Origin of the sequence: Stenotrophomonas sp. TWI169 (assembly GCF_039674705.1) — a bacterium.
Lineage (GTDB): Bacteria > Pseudomonadota > Gammaproteobacteria > Xanthomonadales > Xanthomonadaceae > Stenotrophomonas > Stenotrophomonas maltophilia_P.
In genome coordinates this window covers 80524-94291 of the sequence record NZ_JBDJOB010000003.1, presented here as the reverse complement: position 1 = coordinate 94291, position 13768 = coordinate 80524, and the positions used below count along the sequence as shown (strand labels likewise).

The 13768-nt window shown below is 68.7% G+C and carries 11 protein-coding genes; 5 read left to right on the top strand and 6 right to left on the bottom strand.

Features of this window, described 5'->3' with window-relative positions; translation table 11 throughout:
• Positions 1 to 45: 45 nt before the first annotated feature.
• Positions 46 to 2223 (bottom strand): primosomal protein N', encoded by a 2178-nt coding sequence (locus ABE543_RS03500; protein WP_053515740.1) that lies wholly within the window; start codon positions 2221 to 2223, stop codon positions 46 to 48.
• 413 nt (positions 2224 to 2636) lie between these two features.
• On the opposite strand from ABE543_RS03500, the gene ABE543_RS03495 reads away from it, so the two are divergent.
• The 4 genes from ABE543_RS03495 to sppA all read left to right on the top strand — a co-directional run bounded on the left by ABE543_RS03495 (position 2637) and on the right by sppA (position 7728).
• On the top strand, positions 2637 to 3644 hold the full coding sequence (locus tag ABE543_RS03495) for a hypothetical protein (RefSeq protein WP_128987728.1): 1008 nt from the start codon (positions 2637 to 2639) through the stop codon (positions 3642 to 3644).
• Entirely contained in the window at positions 3637 to 4206 is a 570-nt protein-coding gene (locus tag ABE543_RS03490) for a DUF3106 domain-containing protein (protein WP_053515743.1), read from the top strand. Before ABE543_RS03495 ends, ABE543_RS03490 begins: the two co-directional genes overlap by 8 nt.
• A gap of 125 nt (positions 4207 to 4331) precedes the next feature.
• The gene (locus tag ABE543_RS03485) at positions 4332 to 5696 is read left to right on the top strand and encodes an MATE family efflux transporter (RefSeq protein WP_053515745.1); all 1365 of its coding nucleotides are present in this window, start codon (positions 4332 to 4334) and stop codon (positions 5694 to 5696) included.
• Between the two features lie 109 nt (positions 5697 to 5805).
• On the top strand, positions 5806 to 7728 hold the full coding sequence (sppA, locus tag ABE543_RS03480; RefSeq protein WP_053515746.1) for a signal peptide peptidase SppA: 1923 nt from the start codon (positions 5806 to 5808) through the stop codon (positions 7726 to 7728).
• 100 nt (positions 7729 to 7828) lie between these two features.
• Here the strand turns inward: sppA and ABE543_RS03475 are convergent, their stop codons facing one another.
• Entirely contained in the window at positions 7829 to 8041 is a 213-nt protein-coding gene (locus tag ABE543_RS03475) for a hypothetical protein (RefSeq protein WP_053515748.1), read from the bottom strand.
• 111 nt (positions 8042 to 8152) lie between these two features.
• Between ABE543_RS03475 and ABE543_RS03470 the strand changes: the two genes are divergently transcribed.
• The gene (locus ABE543_RS03470) at positions 8153 to 8929 is read left to right on the top strand and encodes an SDR family oxidoreductase (RefSeq protein WP_065181584.1); all 777 of its coding nucleotides are present in this window, start codon (positions 8153 to 8155) and stop codon (positions 8927 to 8929) included.
• A gap of 38 nt (positions 8930 to 8967) precedes the next feature.
• On the opposite strand, the gene ABE543_RS03465 is transcribed toward ABE543_RS03470, so the two are convergent.
• The 4 genes from ABE543_RS03465 to ABE543_RS03450 all read right to left on the bottom strand — a co-directional run bounded on the left by ABE543_RS03465 (position 8968) and on the right by ABE543_RS03450 (position 13629).
• Positions 8968 to 9690, bottom strand: a complete 723-nt coding sequence (locus tag ABE543_RS03465; RefSeq protein ID WP_346475316.1) for a hypothetical protein — start codon at positions 9688 to 9690, stop codon at positions 8968 to 8970.
• A 25-nt stretch (positions 9691 to 9715) separates the two neighbouring features.
• The gene (locus ABE543_RS03460; RefSeq protein WP_346475315.1) at positions 9716 to 10390 is read right to left on the bottom strand and encodes a DUF4124 domain-containing protein; all 675 of its coding nucleotides are present in this window, start codon (positions 10388 to 10390) and stop codon (positions 9716 to 9718) included.
• Between the two features lie 56 nt (positions 10391 to 10446).
• A complete protein-coding gene (locus ABE543_RS03455) occupies positions 10447 to 11037 on the bottom strand; it encodes a Sua5/YciO/YrdC/YwlC family protein (protein ID WP_080375246.1) in 591 nt (196 codons plus the stop codon).
• Positions 11038 to 11142: 105 nt separating this feature from the next.
• Positions 11143 to 13629, bottom strand: a complete 2487-nt coding sequence (locus tag ABE543_RS03450; RefSeq protein ID WP_312556211.1) for a DNA topoisomerase I — start codon at positions 13627 to 13629, stop codon at positions 11143 to 11145.
• Positions 13630 to 13768 lie beyond the last annotated feature (139 nt).

The window sequence follows — 13768 nt, the reverse complement described above, 5'->3', positions numbered from 1 at the left end:
CGGTAACGATGGCGCCGGGCCATGCCCGGCGGATTCCGCTTGCATTCAATACAGATCCGTCGGATCCACATCCAGCGACCAGCGCACCTTGCGGGCTTCCGGCAAGGCATACAGCTGCGGTACCAGCTGCGCCAGCACGCCGTGCAGAGGCGGGCGCTGTGCCGATGACAGCAGCAGCTGCGTGCGCTGGTAGCCGGCCCGGCGCGGCATCGGTGCCGGCATCGGTCCGTACGCTTCCACCAGCGCCTGTTCGCCCAGCAGTCGCCGTGCAGCCAGCAGGAACGCGTTGGCGTGCTCCACCTGTTGCGCTTCGGCACGCATCAGTGCCAGATGCGCGAAGGGCGGGAAGCCGGCGGCCTGCCGCTGGTTCAGTTCGGCCTGCGCGAACGGGTGGTAGCCGCCGTTGACCAGCGTCTCCAGCAGGGGATGACCCGGATGGTGGGTCTGCAGCCACACCTCGCCCGGATCGCGGGCGCGCCCGGCGCGGCCGGCGACCTGGATCAACTGCTGCGCGAGTTTCTCGCTGGCGCGGAAATCGGCCGAGAACAGGCCCTCGTCGATGCCGACCACCACCACCAGCGTGAGTCTGGGCAGATCGTGGCCCTTGGCCAGGATCTGCGTGCCGACCAGGATGCCGGCCTGGTCCCCCAGCTTGGCCAGCTGCTGTTCCAGCGCATCGCGGCGGGCGGTGGTGCCGCGGTCGATGCGCACCACCGGGTACTCGGCGAAGGCGGCGGTGAGGTGCTCCTCCAGCCGCTCGGTGCCGATTCCCTGTGGCTGCAGGGCCAGGCTGCCGCAGGCGGGGCAGGCCAGTGGCGCCGGTTGCCGCGCACCGCAGTGATGGCACTGCAGGCGACGGCCGCCGCCATGCACGGTCATCGGCGCATCACAGCGCTGGCACGGCGCCGTCCAGCCGCAGTCATGGCACAGCAGTACCGGTGCGTAACCACGCCGGTTCTTGAACACCAGCACCTGCTGGCCGCGCTGCAGGTGCTCGCCGATGCCGGCCAGCACTTCGGCCGAGAGACCGTCCTGCAGGGGACGCTTGCGCACATCCAGGATGCGCACGCGTGGCGGCCGCGCGTCGCCGGCGCGCTGCTTCAGGCGCAGGTGCAGGTAACGACCGGCATAGGCGTTGTGCAGGGTTTCCAGCGACGGTGTCGCGCTGCCCAGCAGCACCGGAACCCCCAGCGCCTTGGCACGCACCAGGGCGAAATCGCGCGCGTGGTAGCGGATGCCGTCCTGCTGCTTGTAGCTGCCGTCATGTTCCTCGTCCACGATCAGCAGGCCGGCCTGCGGCAGCGGCGTGAACACCGCCGAGCGGGTGCCGACGATCACCCGCGCTTCGCCGCGCGAGGCGGCTGCCCAGACGCGCGCGCGCTCGTTGTCGTTCAATCCCGAATGCAGCGCATGCACGGCGATGCCCAGGCGGCCGCGGAAACGCGCCAGGGTCTGCGGCGTCAGTCCGATTTCGGGCACCAGCACCAGCGCCTGCCGGCCTTGGCCCAGGCAGTGGATGATCGCCTGCAGGTAGACCTCGGTCTTGCCGCTGCCGGTCACCCCATCGAGCAGGAAGGGCTGGAACCCCTCCGCGGCGTTGATCGCGGCAACGGCTTCGGCCTGGTCCGGATTGAGGGTCGGGCCGGGCAGCGGTTGCGCGTGCTGTGGCGCTACGCTCAGTGCAACGCGCTCGGCCAGTGCGCGCTTGCCGAGACTGCGCGCCGCGCTGCGCCAGTCCTCCATGCGCGCCCCCAGCACGTCCTCGTCCACGACGGCGTCGGCCAGCAGTTCCGCCAACTGCCGCGGGCGGCTGCCTGCGCGCAGCGTGCCGCGCTGCGCGTGGCCTGCGGCGGTCAGCTGCCAGCCCCAATGATGGGTGTCGGGCAGGGCTTCGCCGTGCCGCAGCGGCCCCGGCAGGGCCGTGCTCAGCACTTCGCCCAGCGGCGCGTGGGTGTATCGGGCCAGCCATTGCAGGCTCTGCCACAGTTCGCCCTGCAGCAGGGGCGCGGGGTCGCACCACGCGAGCGCCTGACGCAGGCCCTGGCCGTCGTCGGCCTGGCCGTGGCCGGCCACCACGCCGATGAGTTCGCGGTTGCCGAACGGCACCTTCACCCGGCAGCCGACCGCCACGTCCGGGGCATCGCCCTGCGGCGACAGATAGTCGAACAGGCGGGGCAGGGGGACGGGCAGGGCGACCTGCAGGGTCGGAATCGGGTCGAGCATCGGGGCAGTGTAACGGGCCGTGTGCACCCGCATGCCGCCCGGAAGGCCCACACGGGGGACGTCGCCGAATCATAAATGTCACCTAAATATCGGTGTCCATTGGAGATTCAGTCTTATCCACACGTTCTGTGGATAACACTGTGCGTTACCGGTCAACGGCTGCGCAGGACGCCGATGGCGACGGCCTCGCCCTTGGGTTGGTCAAAAAATCGCCATACTTTAAAATGTATTAAAATCAATATGTTATGTGTGAAACATTGCTGAAACAGAGTGAATTCAGCGAGATGTCGCGGTTTTGCCGGGCGCCAGCGTGGTGCTGTGCACAACCTGCAGCATGAAGTGCCCACGGACGCAAGTCCTGCCGGGCGCCGATGGCCTGCCGCTATCATGCCGGCAGACCTCTGGAGTGACCGATGACCGCTGTGCCCGCCCCTGTTTCCTCGACCGCGGCCGGTGCGCTGTCGGCGTTTCTGCGTGGCGTAGAGCGCCGCGCCCTGGTGGTGGCGGAGCTGCAATGCGGCGACCCGGCCCGGGCCGAGCAGACCCTCGTGGCGGTGATGCGCGCCTTCTCGGCCGTTGCCAGCGATCTGCCGATGGCACAGTGGCCGACCCGCTTCTGGACCCTGCTGGGGCAGCGGCAGGCACTGCGCGAGCCGGCCCCGGGCCAGTGGCCGCCGGCACTCGCCGCACTGGGCGGCATGGCACCGCTGCCACGGCTGGCCCTGCTGCTGCGGGTGGGCGGCAGCCTGGATGAGAACATCGCCACGCGGGTACTCGATCGTGATGAGGCCGGCTACCAGCAGCTGCTGGCCGATGCCTGCCCGCGTGATGCCCAGGGTCAGCCGGATGCCGTTGCCTGGCGCGGCCTGGCCGAACAGGTGCAGCAGCGCATCCGCGACCTGCCGGCGCAGCGCCTGCAGCAGCTGCAGCAGCCGGCAGCTGCCACCAGCAGCAATCCGCAGGCGCCGACGTCCAGCTGGAGGGCACCGCAGCGCGATGAACGGAGCGCTGCCAGCCCCCGGCGCCGGCGCCCCGACGCCCGACCGCGCTGGCGCGGGCCGGCGATCCTGCTGCTGACGGTGGCAGTACTGCTGGCAGCCGCTCTGGGCTGGCGCCATTGGAGCGGTCGGTCGCTGGTGAGCGATGCGCCGCTGCCGGAGGGGGTGGTTGCCGAGGCCGGCCCGGTCACGGTCGAGGCGCTGCCGCCGAGCACGGTCGCTGCCACGCCGCAGGCGGACAGCGCCCCGGCCAGCGATGACGCAGCAATGCTGGCCGACCGCGATTATCCGTTGCTGGCCGAGGCCGATCTGTATGCCTGGACGGCCGCCGGTGGTCCGCTGCCGGTGGACGAGTCGCAGACCAAGCCGAGCCGGCCAGAGCCGGCCAGCGCAGTGCTGGAAACCGCCGCCGCCGATGAATAAGTCCGTGATCACCAGCCTGCTGCTGGCCATCCCGTTGTCGCTGTCCGCAACGCCCCAGACCCTGAATGTTCCACTGCCACCCGCGCCGGCGGCCACGCCCGCGGTCCCGCCATCGGCGGCACCCACCGCGTTCGTCCAGCTCGACGCGCAGCAGCAGCGGCAGCGCCGCGCCGACTACGCCGCTTGGCGCGCGCTGCCGGAAAGCGAGCGCGAACGCATCCGTCAGGCGGCCACGCGGTTCGCCGCACTGCCGGCCGCACAGCAGGAGCGCCTGCGCTCGCAATTCCAGGCACAGGACCAGGCGTTCCGCGATGGCTGGCGGCTGGGGCCGCAACTGGGCGTGGAGTTTCCCAAGCTGCATGGGCTGTTCGGCTTCCTGCCACCGCAGCAGCGCGACAGTGCACTGGCCGTGCTGCACCAGCTCAGCCCGGCACAGCTGGCGCAGTTGGCGCTGGTGGCCCAGCGCACGCCGCCGCAGGAACGCGATGCGGTGCGCAGCGCGTTCCTCGCCGTACCTGCTGCGGAACGAGACGCCTGGCTCAAGCGCCAGGCCGGCCAGTAAGCGCGCGGTCAAACCCAGCGTTCACGCCATGTCATGGGAATGAACGCACCGCGCGCGTAAGATGACGGCCCGCAACCCGGTGCCTGTGCCCTTCGCGCGCAACCGCAGTTCGCGTTCTGCATCCCATGTCCAACGCAACCTCCACGCCGCGCTTCAGCAAGGAAGTCGGCGCCACCGGTCTGCTCGCCCTGCCGCTCGTGCTCGGGCATGTCTCCACCGGCCTGATCTCCTTCGTCGACAACGTGATTGCCGGTCATCACGCCACCTCAACCCTGGCGGCCGTGACCATCGGCACGGCCCTGCTCTGGCTGCCGATGCTGATTCCGATCGGCACGCTGATCTCGCTGACCGCCTCGGTATCACAGCTGCACGGCGCCGGCCGCGAGCGCGAGATCGGTCCGCTGTTCCGGCAGGCGTTGTGGCTGGCGCTGGGCCTGGGCCTGATCATGTTCACCTTCCTCACGGTGGTGCCGCCGCTGCTGCCCGCCTTCGGCATCGCGCCGGACATCGTGCCCGGCGCAACAGCGTTCCTGCATGCGGTGCGCTGGGGCGGGCCGGCGCTGACGCTGTACTTCTGCATGCGCTATCTCAGCGAGGGCATGCACTGGACGCTGCCGACCATGTTGATCGGCTTCGGCGGCCTGGTGGTGCTGGCGCCGATGGGCTACGTGCTGGCCAACGGCAAGCTGGGCTTCCCGGAGCTGGGTGCCGAGGGCCTGGGCATCGCCTCGGCGGTGATGATGTGGTTGCAGGCAAGCGCATTTGCCCTCTATCTGTGGCGTACCCGGCGATTCGCCCATCTGCAGCTGTTCTCGCACTTCGAGTGGCCGCGCTGGAAGGCGATCTGGGACCTGCTGCGCACCGGTCTGCCGATCGGCATCACCGTGCTGATGGAAGGTGGGTTGTTCATCGTCACCGCACTGCTGATCGGCCGCCTCGGCGCCAACGAGGCGGCAGCCCACCAGATCGCGATCAACGTGGCGCAGCTGTGCTTCATGATCCCGATGGGCGTGGCCGAGGCCACCACGGTGCGCGTGGGTCATGCAGTGGGGCGGGGTGATGGCTTCGGTGTGCGTCGTGCAGCCTGGGCCGGCTACGCGATCATCATGGGTACACAGACGTTGTCCGCGCTGGTGCTGCTGTTCGGCCACGATGCCATCGTCGGGGTGTACACCAACGATCTGGCGGTGGCCGGCCTGGCCTCCACGCTGCTGCTGTACGCGGCCACCTTCCAGTTCCCGGACGGCATCCAGGTGCTGTCGGCCGGTGCTCTGCGCGGCCTGAAGGACACCCGCGTGCCGATGTTCATCGCCATGTTCGCCTACTGGGGCCTGGGCATGCCGCTCGGCGCCGGGCTCGGCCTGGGGCTGGGCATGGGCCCGCAGGGCATGTGGATCGGCCTGATCGTCGGCCTCACTGCCGCCGCCATCCTGATGGGCTGGCGCCTGCGTCGCAGCAGCCAGCGCATCGGCCAGTCCGCGCTGTCCTGACCCTCCGCCCGTCACCCCGTGACGGGCGATCCCCTGACTTGTGTCCGATGCCGCCTCACACGGCACCGGCTATGCTGTTACCACGGCAAGAAGCCATCCGGAGCGCTCCATGAATCAACCCGTGCCCCCGCTGCCCCAGGCGCGTCGCAATCCCGTCGCCAGTTTCTTCATCGGGCTGTGGGACGTCATGAATTTCACCCGCCGGTTGATCCTCAACCTGGTGTTCTTCGGCCTGCTGTTCCTGCTGCTGGTGGTGTTCGTCATCGCCGCCGGCATGGGCGCCGGTGCCAGCAAATCGCTGCAGGACCGCACGACCCTGGTGATCGCACCGGAAGGGCGCCTGGTCGAGCAGTTCAGCGCCGATCCGGTCAGCCGCGCGCTGGCCAAGGCCGTGGGCGACAACAGCGCCGAAGAGGTCCAGCTGCGTGACCTGGTCCGGGTGATCGAGTCGGCGCGCGAGGACAAGAAGATCGAGCGCGTGGTGCTGGAACTGGACAAGCTGCAGCCCTCCGGCTTCGCCTCGCTGCGTGAAGTCGCCGCCGCGCTGCAGAGCCTGCGCGCGTCCGGCAAGCAGCTGGTGGCCTACAGCGAAAGCATGGGCCAGTCGCAGTACCTGCTGGCTGCGCAGGCCGACGAGGTCTACCTGGATCCGATGGGATCGGTGGTGCTCGAGGGTCTGGGCCGCTACCGCCAGTACTTCCGCTCCGGCCTGCAGGACAAGCTGGGCGTGGACGTGCACCTGTTCAAGGTGGGCGAGTACAAGTCCGCGGCCGAGCCCTATGTGCTTGATGCTGCTTCGCCGGCGGCCAAGGAAGCCGACCTGTACTGGATGAACGACGTGTGGCAGCGCTATCTGGGCGACATCGCCAAGGCGCGCCGGCTGGATCCGGCGCAACTGGCCGCCGGCATCGATACGCTGCCCGAAGGTGTGGCGGCTGCCGGTGGCGATCTGGCCAAGTTCGCCCTGCAGCAGAAGCTGGTGACCGCGCTGAAGACCCGCGAGGAGTTCGAAGACCTGATGATCGAACGCGGCGTGGCCGATGAAGACGCTGAGGGCGGCTTCCGCAATGTCGATTTCGGTCGCTACATGGCCCTGCTCGACGCCCGCCGCAGTCCGGTGGATGCACGCCCGCAGGTGGCCGTGGTGGTTGCCGCCGGCGAGATCAGTGGCGGTGACCTGCCGGCCGGCCGCATCGGTGGTGAGTCCACGTCGGCGCTGCTGCGCGCTGCGCGCGACGACGAGCAGGTCAAGGCCGTGGTGCTGCGCGTGAATTCGCCGGGTGGCGAAGTGTTCGCCTCCGAGCAGATCCGCCGTGAAGTGGTGGCCCTGCAGGCCGCCGGCAAGCCGGTGGTGGTGTCGATGGGTGACCTGGCCGCGTCCGGTGGTTACTGGATCAGCATGAATGCCGATCGCATCTACGCCGATCCCTCGACCATCACCGGTTCGATCGGCATCTTCGGCATGATCCCGAACTTCAGCCGCGCGCTGGACAAGATCGGCGTGCATACCGATGGTGTCGGTACCACGCGCTTCGCCGGTGCGTTCGACGTCACCCGGCCGATGGATCCGGCGGTGGGCCAGGTCATCCAGACGGTCATCAACAAGGGCTACGCCGACTTCACCGGACGTGTCGCCGAAGCACGCAAGAAGCCGGTCGAGGCCATCGATGAGGTGGCCCGTGGCCGTGTCTGGAGTGGCGCGCAGGCGAAGGAACGTGGCTTGGTCGATGCCTTCGGTGGCCTGAAAGACGCCGTGGCCGATGCCGCCAGCCGCGCCAAGCTGGGCGGCGAAGACAAGTTCCGCGTGCGTTACATCGAAAAGGCCGCGACCCCGTTCGCGCAGTTCGTCAGTGGGTTTGCCGGCAGCCGTACCGGTGCCTGGATGCTGTCCGATTCGGGCGTGGCGCGGATGATGCTGGCGCGCACGATGCCGGAAGTGGATACCCAGCTGCGCTTCGTCGAGAACGCCGCGCGCGAGAAGGGTAACGGCGCTCCGGTAAAGACCCTGGCGTACTGCTTCTGCGGGTTCTGAGCACAGCCAGCCACGCGTAGCGTGGATCGACGGAAAACGCCCGGCCCTTGGTCGGGCGTTTTCGTTCGGCGGCGCTCCGCTGACGGCACCATCGCTGCGATCAGCGCGCTGCGTCGGCCTCCGCGCTGCGCTCGCGCTCGGCGCCATCATCGACGGTCTTCTGCACGGCGCGCGCGCGATCGATCGGTTGCTGCGCTGCACGGGCCAGGGCTTGGGGTTCCGGCGGCCGTTCCGGGTCCGGTGCCGGTGGGCGTTGGCAGCCGGCCAGCAATACAGTCGCCGACAGCAGTACGGACAGGATCAGGATGCGCATGGTGGCTCTCCGCGACGGGCGTGCGGCCAGTGTGGCACCGCCGGCAGGGGCGTGCCGTGAGCGCGTATCCTTTCTGCATCGGAACACAGCGGGCGCAGCCCGGGAGGACACATGACCCAGCAACGGTGGCGACTGGACGGGCAGACCGCACTGATCACCGGCGCCAGCGCCGGCATCGGCCTGGCCATCGCGCGTGAACTGGCCGGCTTCGGTGCCGACCTGATGATTGTCGGGCGCGACATCGACGCGCTGGAAACCGCGCGCGACGAGCTGGCCGACGCCTATCCCGACCAGCAGGTGCGCGCGCTTGCCGCCGACGTCTCCGACGACGAGGATCGCCGGCAGATCCTGGACTGGGTCGAGGACCATGCCGATGGCCTGCACGTGCTGGTCAACAATGCGGGTGGCAACATCACCCGCGCCGCCATCGACTATACCGAGGACGAGTGGCGCGGCATCTTCGAGACCAATCTGTTCTCGGCGTTTGAACTGTCGCGCTATGCGCATCCGCTGCTGGCACGTCACGCCTCGTCGGCCATCGTCAACGTCGGCAGCGTCTCCGGCCTGACCCATGTGCGCAGTGGCGTGGTGTACGGCATGAGCAAGGCGGCGATGCATCAGATGACCCGCAACCTGGCCGTGGAATGGGCCGAGGACGGCATCCGCGTGAACGCGGTGGCGCCGTGGTACATCCGCACGCGCCGCACCTCCGGGCCGTTGTCCGACCCTGACTACTACGAGGAAGTCATCGATCGCACGCCGATGCGCCGCATCGGTGAGCCGGAGGAAGTCGCCGCGGCCGTGGGCTTCCTGTGCCTGCCGGCGGCGAGTTATGTCACCGGCGAATGCATCGCCGTGGACGGCGGTTTCCTGCGCTACGGGTTCTGACCGTCACCGCGTTGGGCCCGCGCCACGCCGGCAGGTCCTCACCCCGGTACCGGGCAGTCGCTGGCCTCGAGCACGGCCTGCAGACGCTCGCGCTCGCTGCGCGCGGCGTCGAGGTTCTCCGGCGCGGCGAAGCGCTCGCGCCCCCGGGCGTCGCGCAGGCGCTGCTGCCAGTTGCCGCAGCGCTGGATCTCGGGAACCTCCTCGCAGCGGTCGCGTACCACTTCGCAGCTGGCGGCATTGGCCGGGGTGACACCGCCAAGACCCTGTACGTCGAGCAGCACGCAGTGCGGTGGCGCCGCCTCGTACTCGTGCAGGTAGCGGCTTCCTTCCTCGCTGCTGCACTGGAAGATCGGCGGCAGCGGTGCCCGTGGCGCGGTGTCGCTGCGGCTTGCCGGGTCCGTCCGCAGCGGCAGCGCTGCGCTGTCCAGAATGGCGTCGCCGCCGCCAGCGGGTTCAACCATGCCCGCTTCCATGATGGTGCGCGCCTGGTCGAGCCCGCGCGGCGTGTCCGCCGCTGCCGGCGGCGGCGCTGACGACGGGGCGAGCTCCATTTCCTGGCCGGCGGGCGGCTCCACGCGCGGTGCCGGAGTCGCTGATGGCTCCGGTACCCGCTGGATCTGCTGCGTGCTGCCTTCGGGGCAGGGCGTGCGCTGCAGGGTAGGAACGTCGCTGCTGCTGAATGTGCAGCGGTAGATCACCATGTCCTCGGCGAACGCGTTTGCGGGCAGCAGCGCCAGAACCAGCCAGAGTGCTTTTCTCATGCGTGCAGCCTACACGGGCAGGGACTCAACGCTCGCAGTCGCGCGACAGGCGCGCATCGATACCGCGCTGTTCGTTGCTGATCGCGGTGCGCTCGCTCTGCAGCGCGCTGTTGTAGCGGCGGTCCAGCTCCCAGCGGCGATCGCGCAGGCGCGAACAGACTTCCTGCGGCGGCAGCGCATGGCAGGTGTCGCGGACCAGGATGTTGCCTGCCGGCACCTGCACGCCGACGCCGACCGCAGGTGGCCGGTAGATCGGTGGACCTCCGGCCGATGCGCCCGTGGCCGGGCGGGGCCCGGGATGGCCTGGCCCGAAATGGCCGCGCGGCGACCAGACCGTGGTCCACAGCGGGACCCAGCGTGGATTGCCTTCGTTGCTGTCGCTGGTGTAACGCTCGCCGTCGGCGGTAACGCATTCGTACATCGGTTGCGGAGGCTGTACGTAGACGTGCCGGACCTCGCGCTCGATCACGGCCGGCGGCGTGCTGGTTGCGGGCGCGGCGTCGCTGCGCACCACCTGCGGCGCCGGATCACGCGGCCGCTGCAGGTCGCGCACTTCCTGGCGGCCGCTGCTGCACGGCGTGTCCTGCAGTGCCACGGTGCCGTTGCTGCCGACACAGCGGTAGACACGCACATCGTCGCCGGCGGTGGCGGTCAATGGCAGCAGCAGGCTCAGGCAGAGGGCGGCGCGCAGCGGGCTCATGGAGGCAGCGTGCGGGATCCGGCGGAGCGGCGCAATCCGCGCGTCCACAGGGCGGCTCAGGATCGCAGGACGTTGCCGCTGAGCGCATCGCGGATCGGCGTCGGCTGGGCCAGGCCGCCGGTCGGGCCGTCCAGGATACCGTCCAGCAGGCGCAGCAGGCGCGGATCCAGTTCCTCGCGGCTGCGTGCCGGCGGCTCGCCGGCCAGGTTGGCGCTGGTGGAGACCAGCGGCCCGCCCCACGCGTGGCACAGTGCCGCCACCAGCGGGTGGGCGCTGATGCGCACCGCGATGCCGCTGTGTTCGCCGGTGATCCAGCCTGGCGCGCGTGATCCGGCAGGAAGAATCCAGGTGTTGGCGCCGGGCCAGCTGGCCAGCACTGCACGCTGACGCTCGTCGGGCAACGCCTGCAGGCGTACCCAGCCCTCCAGCTGCGCCAGCTCGGCGGCCACCAGGATCATGCCCTTCTCGATCGGCCGCTGCTTCAGCCGCAGCACCGTGTGCACCGCCGCTTCGTGCGACGGGTCGCATCCCAGGCCCCAGACCGCTTCGGTGGGATAGGCGATCACGCCGCCGGAGCGCAGCAGGGTGACGGCAGAATCCAGGGTGAGTTCTTTCATGGTGGCGACCGGCCCGGCATGGGCCTTCATTATCCTCCCACCGCGTGCAGATGGGGTGGACCGGCGCCATCGAGGCGGCGGCGGACCGGGTACTGCACTGCCTGCGCCCGACCCATGGCCGGGCGCTGTCCCGCATCAGGCTTTCTTGACGACCTTCTTGGCCGCTTTCTTCGCCGGTGCCTTCTTGGCGGCGGCCTTCTTTGCCGGCGCCTTTTTCGCGGCCGCCTTCTTGGCCGGTGCCTTCTTCGGCGCGGCTTCCTTCTTCACCGCTGCCTTCTTCGCCGGTGCCTTCTTGGCAGCGGCCTTTTTCGCGCCGAAGCCCTTGCGCACCGGCTTGCCGGTTTCTTCCATCAGCTGCTGCACTTCGGCCAGCGTCAGCGAGGCGGGCTCGCGGTCCTTGGGAATCTTGCCGTTCATCCTGCCGTCGCTGATGTACGGGCCGAAGCGGCCATTCAGCACCTGGATGTCGCTGCCTTCGAATTCCTTGATGATCCGGTTGCGCGCGATCTCTTCCTTCTCTTCGATCAGGAAGACGGCGCGGGCCAGGTCGATGGTGTACGGGTCGTCTTCCTTCTTCAGCGAGGCATAGGTGCTGCCACGCTTGGCGAACGGGCCGAAGCGACCAATGCCGACGCTGACCGGTTCGCCCTTGTCCTCACCCAGCGCGCGCGGCATCAGGAACAGCTCCAGCGCGTCTTCCAGGGTGATGGTGTGCATCGACTGGCCCGGGCGCAGCGAAGCGAACTTCGGCTTCTCCTCGGCATCTTCGGCGGTGCTGCCGATGGCGGCGTACGGCCCGAAGCGGCCCAGGCGCACGCTGACCGGCTTGCCGGTCTTCGGGTCGGTGCCAAGCTCGCGCGCACCACTGGCTTCGGCACGATCGACCGATTCCTTCTTGTCCTCGACCAGCTCCTTGAACGGCTCCCAGAAGCGTGACATCAGCGGGATCCACTCTTCCTCGCCGCGCGAGACGGCGTCCAGCTCGTCTTCGAGCCTGGCGGTGAAGTCGTAGTCCACGTACTGGGTGAAGTGGCTGGACAGGAACTTGGACACTGCACGGCCGACGTCGGACGGACGGAAGCTGCGACCTTCCATCTCCACGTACTTGCGGAACAGCAGGGTCTGAATGATCGAGGCGTAGGTCGAGGGACGACCGATCCCGTACTCTTCCAGCGCCTTGACCAGTGCCGCCTCGGTGAAGCGGGGCGGCGGCTGGGTGAAGTGCTGCTCGGCCAGGATGCGTTCCAGCGGCACGCGGTCGCCGGGCTTCATCGCCGGCAGCTTGCGGCCTTCGTCCTCGTCTTCGGCGCTCTTGCTGTCCTTGCCTTCCTCATACACGGCCAGGAAGCCGGGCACGACCACGGTGGTGCCACTGGCACGGAAGACGTGTTCGCTGCCGGCCGACAGGTCGACACTGACGGTGTTGAGCGTGGCCGGAATCATCTGGCACGCTACCGCGCGCTTCCAGATCAGTTCGTACAGCCTGCGCTCGTCGTCGGTCAGGAACCGCGACACCTGCGCCGGCGTGCGCAGCGCCGAGGTCGGTCGCACCGCTTCGTGCGCTTCCTGGGCGTTCTTGGACTTGGTCTGGTAGGTGTTGGGCTGGTCCGGCAGCGAAGCGATGCCGTAATCGCGGGCGATCACGTCGCGGATTTCCGCCAGCGCATCCTGAGACAGGTTGACCGAGTCGGTACGCATGTAGGAGATCAGGCCGACCGTGCCTTCATCGCCGATTGCCACGCCTTCGTACAGCTTCTGCGCCACCTGCATGGTCTTGCGGGTGGTGAAGCCGAGCTTGCGCGAGGCTTCCTGCTGCAGGGTGGAGGTGGTGAACGGCGGCGCCGGGCGGCGCTTGCGCTCCTTGCTGGCCACGTCGGTGACGTGCAGCGAGCCCTGCGCCGCCTGCTGGATGCGCAGGCGGGCGGCCTCGGCGGTATCGCCGTCGGTGATGGTGAACTGTTCGAACTTCTGTCCGTCCAGCTTCACCAGCTTGGCATTGAAGTGTTGCGACGGGTGCGCGCATTCGGCGGCGATGGACCAGTATTCGCGCGCGATGAAGGCTTCGATCTCTTCCTCGCGCTCGACGATCATGCGCAGTGCCGGGCTCTGCACGCGGCCGGCGGACAGGCCGCGCTGTACCTTGCGCCACAGCACCGGCGACAGGTTGAAGCCGACCAGGTAGTCCAGCGCACGGCGTGCCTGCTGGGCGTCCACCAGATCGCTGGCGATGGCCCGCGGCTGGTTGATCGCTTCCTTGATGGCGCGCGGGGTGATCTCGGTGAAGACCACGCGCTGCATCGGCTTGTCCTTGACCAGCCCGCGCTCCTTCAGGATCTCGGCGATGTGCCAGCTGATCGCCTCGCCTTCGCGGTCCGGGTCGGTCGCCAGCAGGATGTCATCGGCGCCCTTGGCCGCCTTGGCGATCGCATCGACGTGCTTTTCGTTCTTGTCGATCACGTCGTAGTGCATGGCGAACCCGTTGTCCGGATCGACCGCGCCTTCCTTCGGGATCAGATCGCGCACGTGCCCATACGAGGCCAGGACGGTGTAGTCCTTGCCGAGGTATTTGTTGATCGTCTTGGCCTTGGCCGGCGATTCGACGATGAGCAGGTGCTTGGGCATGGCAGCAGTGTCTGTGGGGCGAGCCGCAGGGGAGGGGCCGCTAGGGTGGAGCAAACGGCCGCATTAGTGAAGCGGCCACGGGCAAATCCATAAACTGAACGCCCGGTTGGGTGCCGGGCGTTCAGGTTTCCTTATTAGA

Bases quoted from the DNA above. Each gene is read 5' to 3' on its own strand.
- ABE543_RS03460 (WP_346475315.1), bottom strand. From the start codon at position 10,390: ATGAGCCCGCTGCGCGCCGCCCTCTGCCTGAGCCTGCTGCTGCCATTG.
- ABE543_RS03455 (WP_080375246.1), bottom strand. From the start codon at position 11,037: ATGAAGGCCCATGCCGGGCCGGTCGCCACCATGAAAGAACTCACCCTG.
- ABE543_RS03495 (WP_128987728.1), top strand. From the start codon at position 2,637: ATGACCGCTGTGCCCGCCCCTGTTTCCTCGACCGCGGCCGGTGCGCTG.
- ABE543_RS03485 (WP_053515745.1), top strand. From the start codon at position 4,332: ATGTCCAACGCAACCTCCACGCCGCGCTTCAGCAAGGAAGTCGGCGCC.
- ABE543_RS03500 (WP_053515740.1), bottom strand. From the start codon at position 2,223: ATGCTCGACCCGATTCCGACCCTGCAGGTCGCCCTGCCCGTCCCCCTG.
- ABE543_RS03490 (WP_053515743.1), top strand. From the start codon at position 3,637: ATGAATAAGTCCGTGATCACCAGCCTGCTGCTGGCCATCCCGTTGTCG.
- sppA (WP_053515746.1), top strand. From the start codon at position 5,806: ATGAATCAACCCGTGCCCCCGCTGCCCCAGGCGCGTCGCAATCCCGTC.
- ABE543_RS03465 (WP_346475316.1), bottom strand. From the start codon at position 9,690: ATGAGAAAAGCACTCTGGCTGGTTCTGGCGCTGCTGCCCGCAAACGCG.
- ABE543_RS03475 (WP_053515748.1), bottom strand. From the start codon at position 8,041: ATGCGCATCCTGATCCTGTCCGTACTGCTGTCGGCGACTGTATTGCTG.
- ABE543_RS03450 (WP_312556211.1), bottom strand. From the start codon at position 13,629: ATGCCCAAGCACCTGCTCATCGTCGAATCGCCGGCCAAGGCCAAGACG.
- ABE543_RS03470 (WP_065181584.1), top strand. From the start codon at position 8,153: ATGACCCAGCAACGGTGGCGACTGGACGGGCAGACCGCACTGATCACC.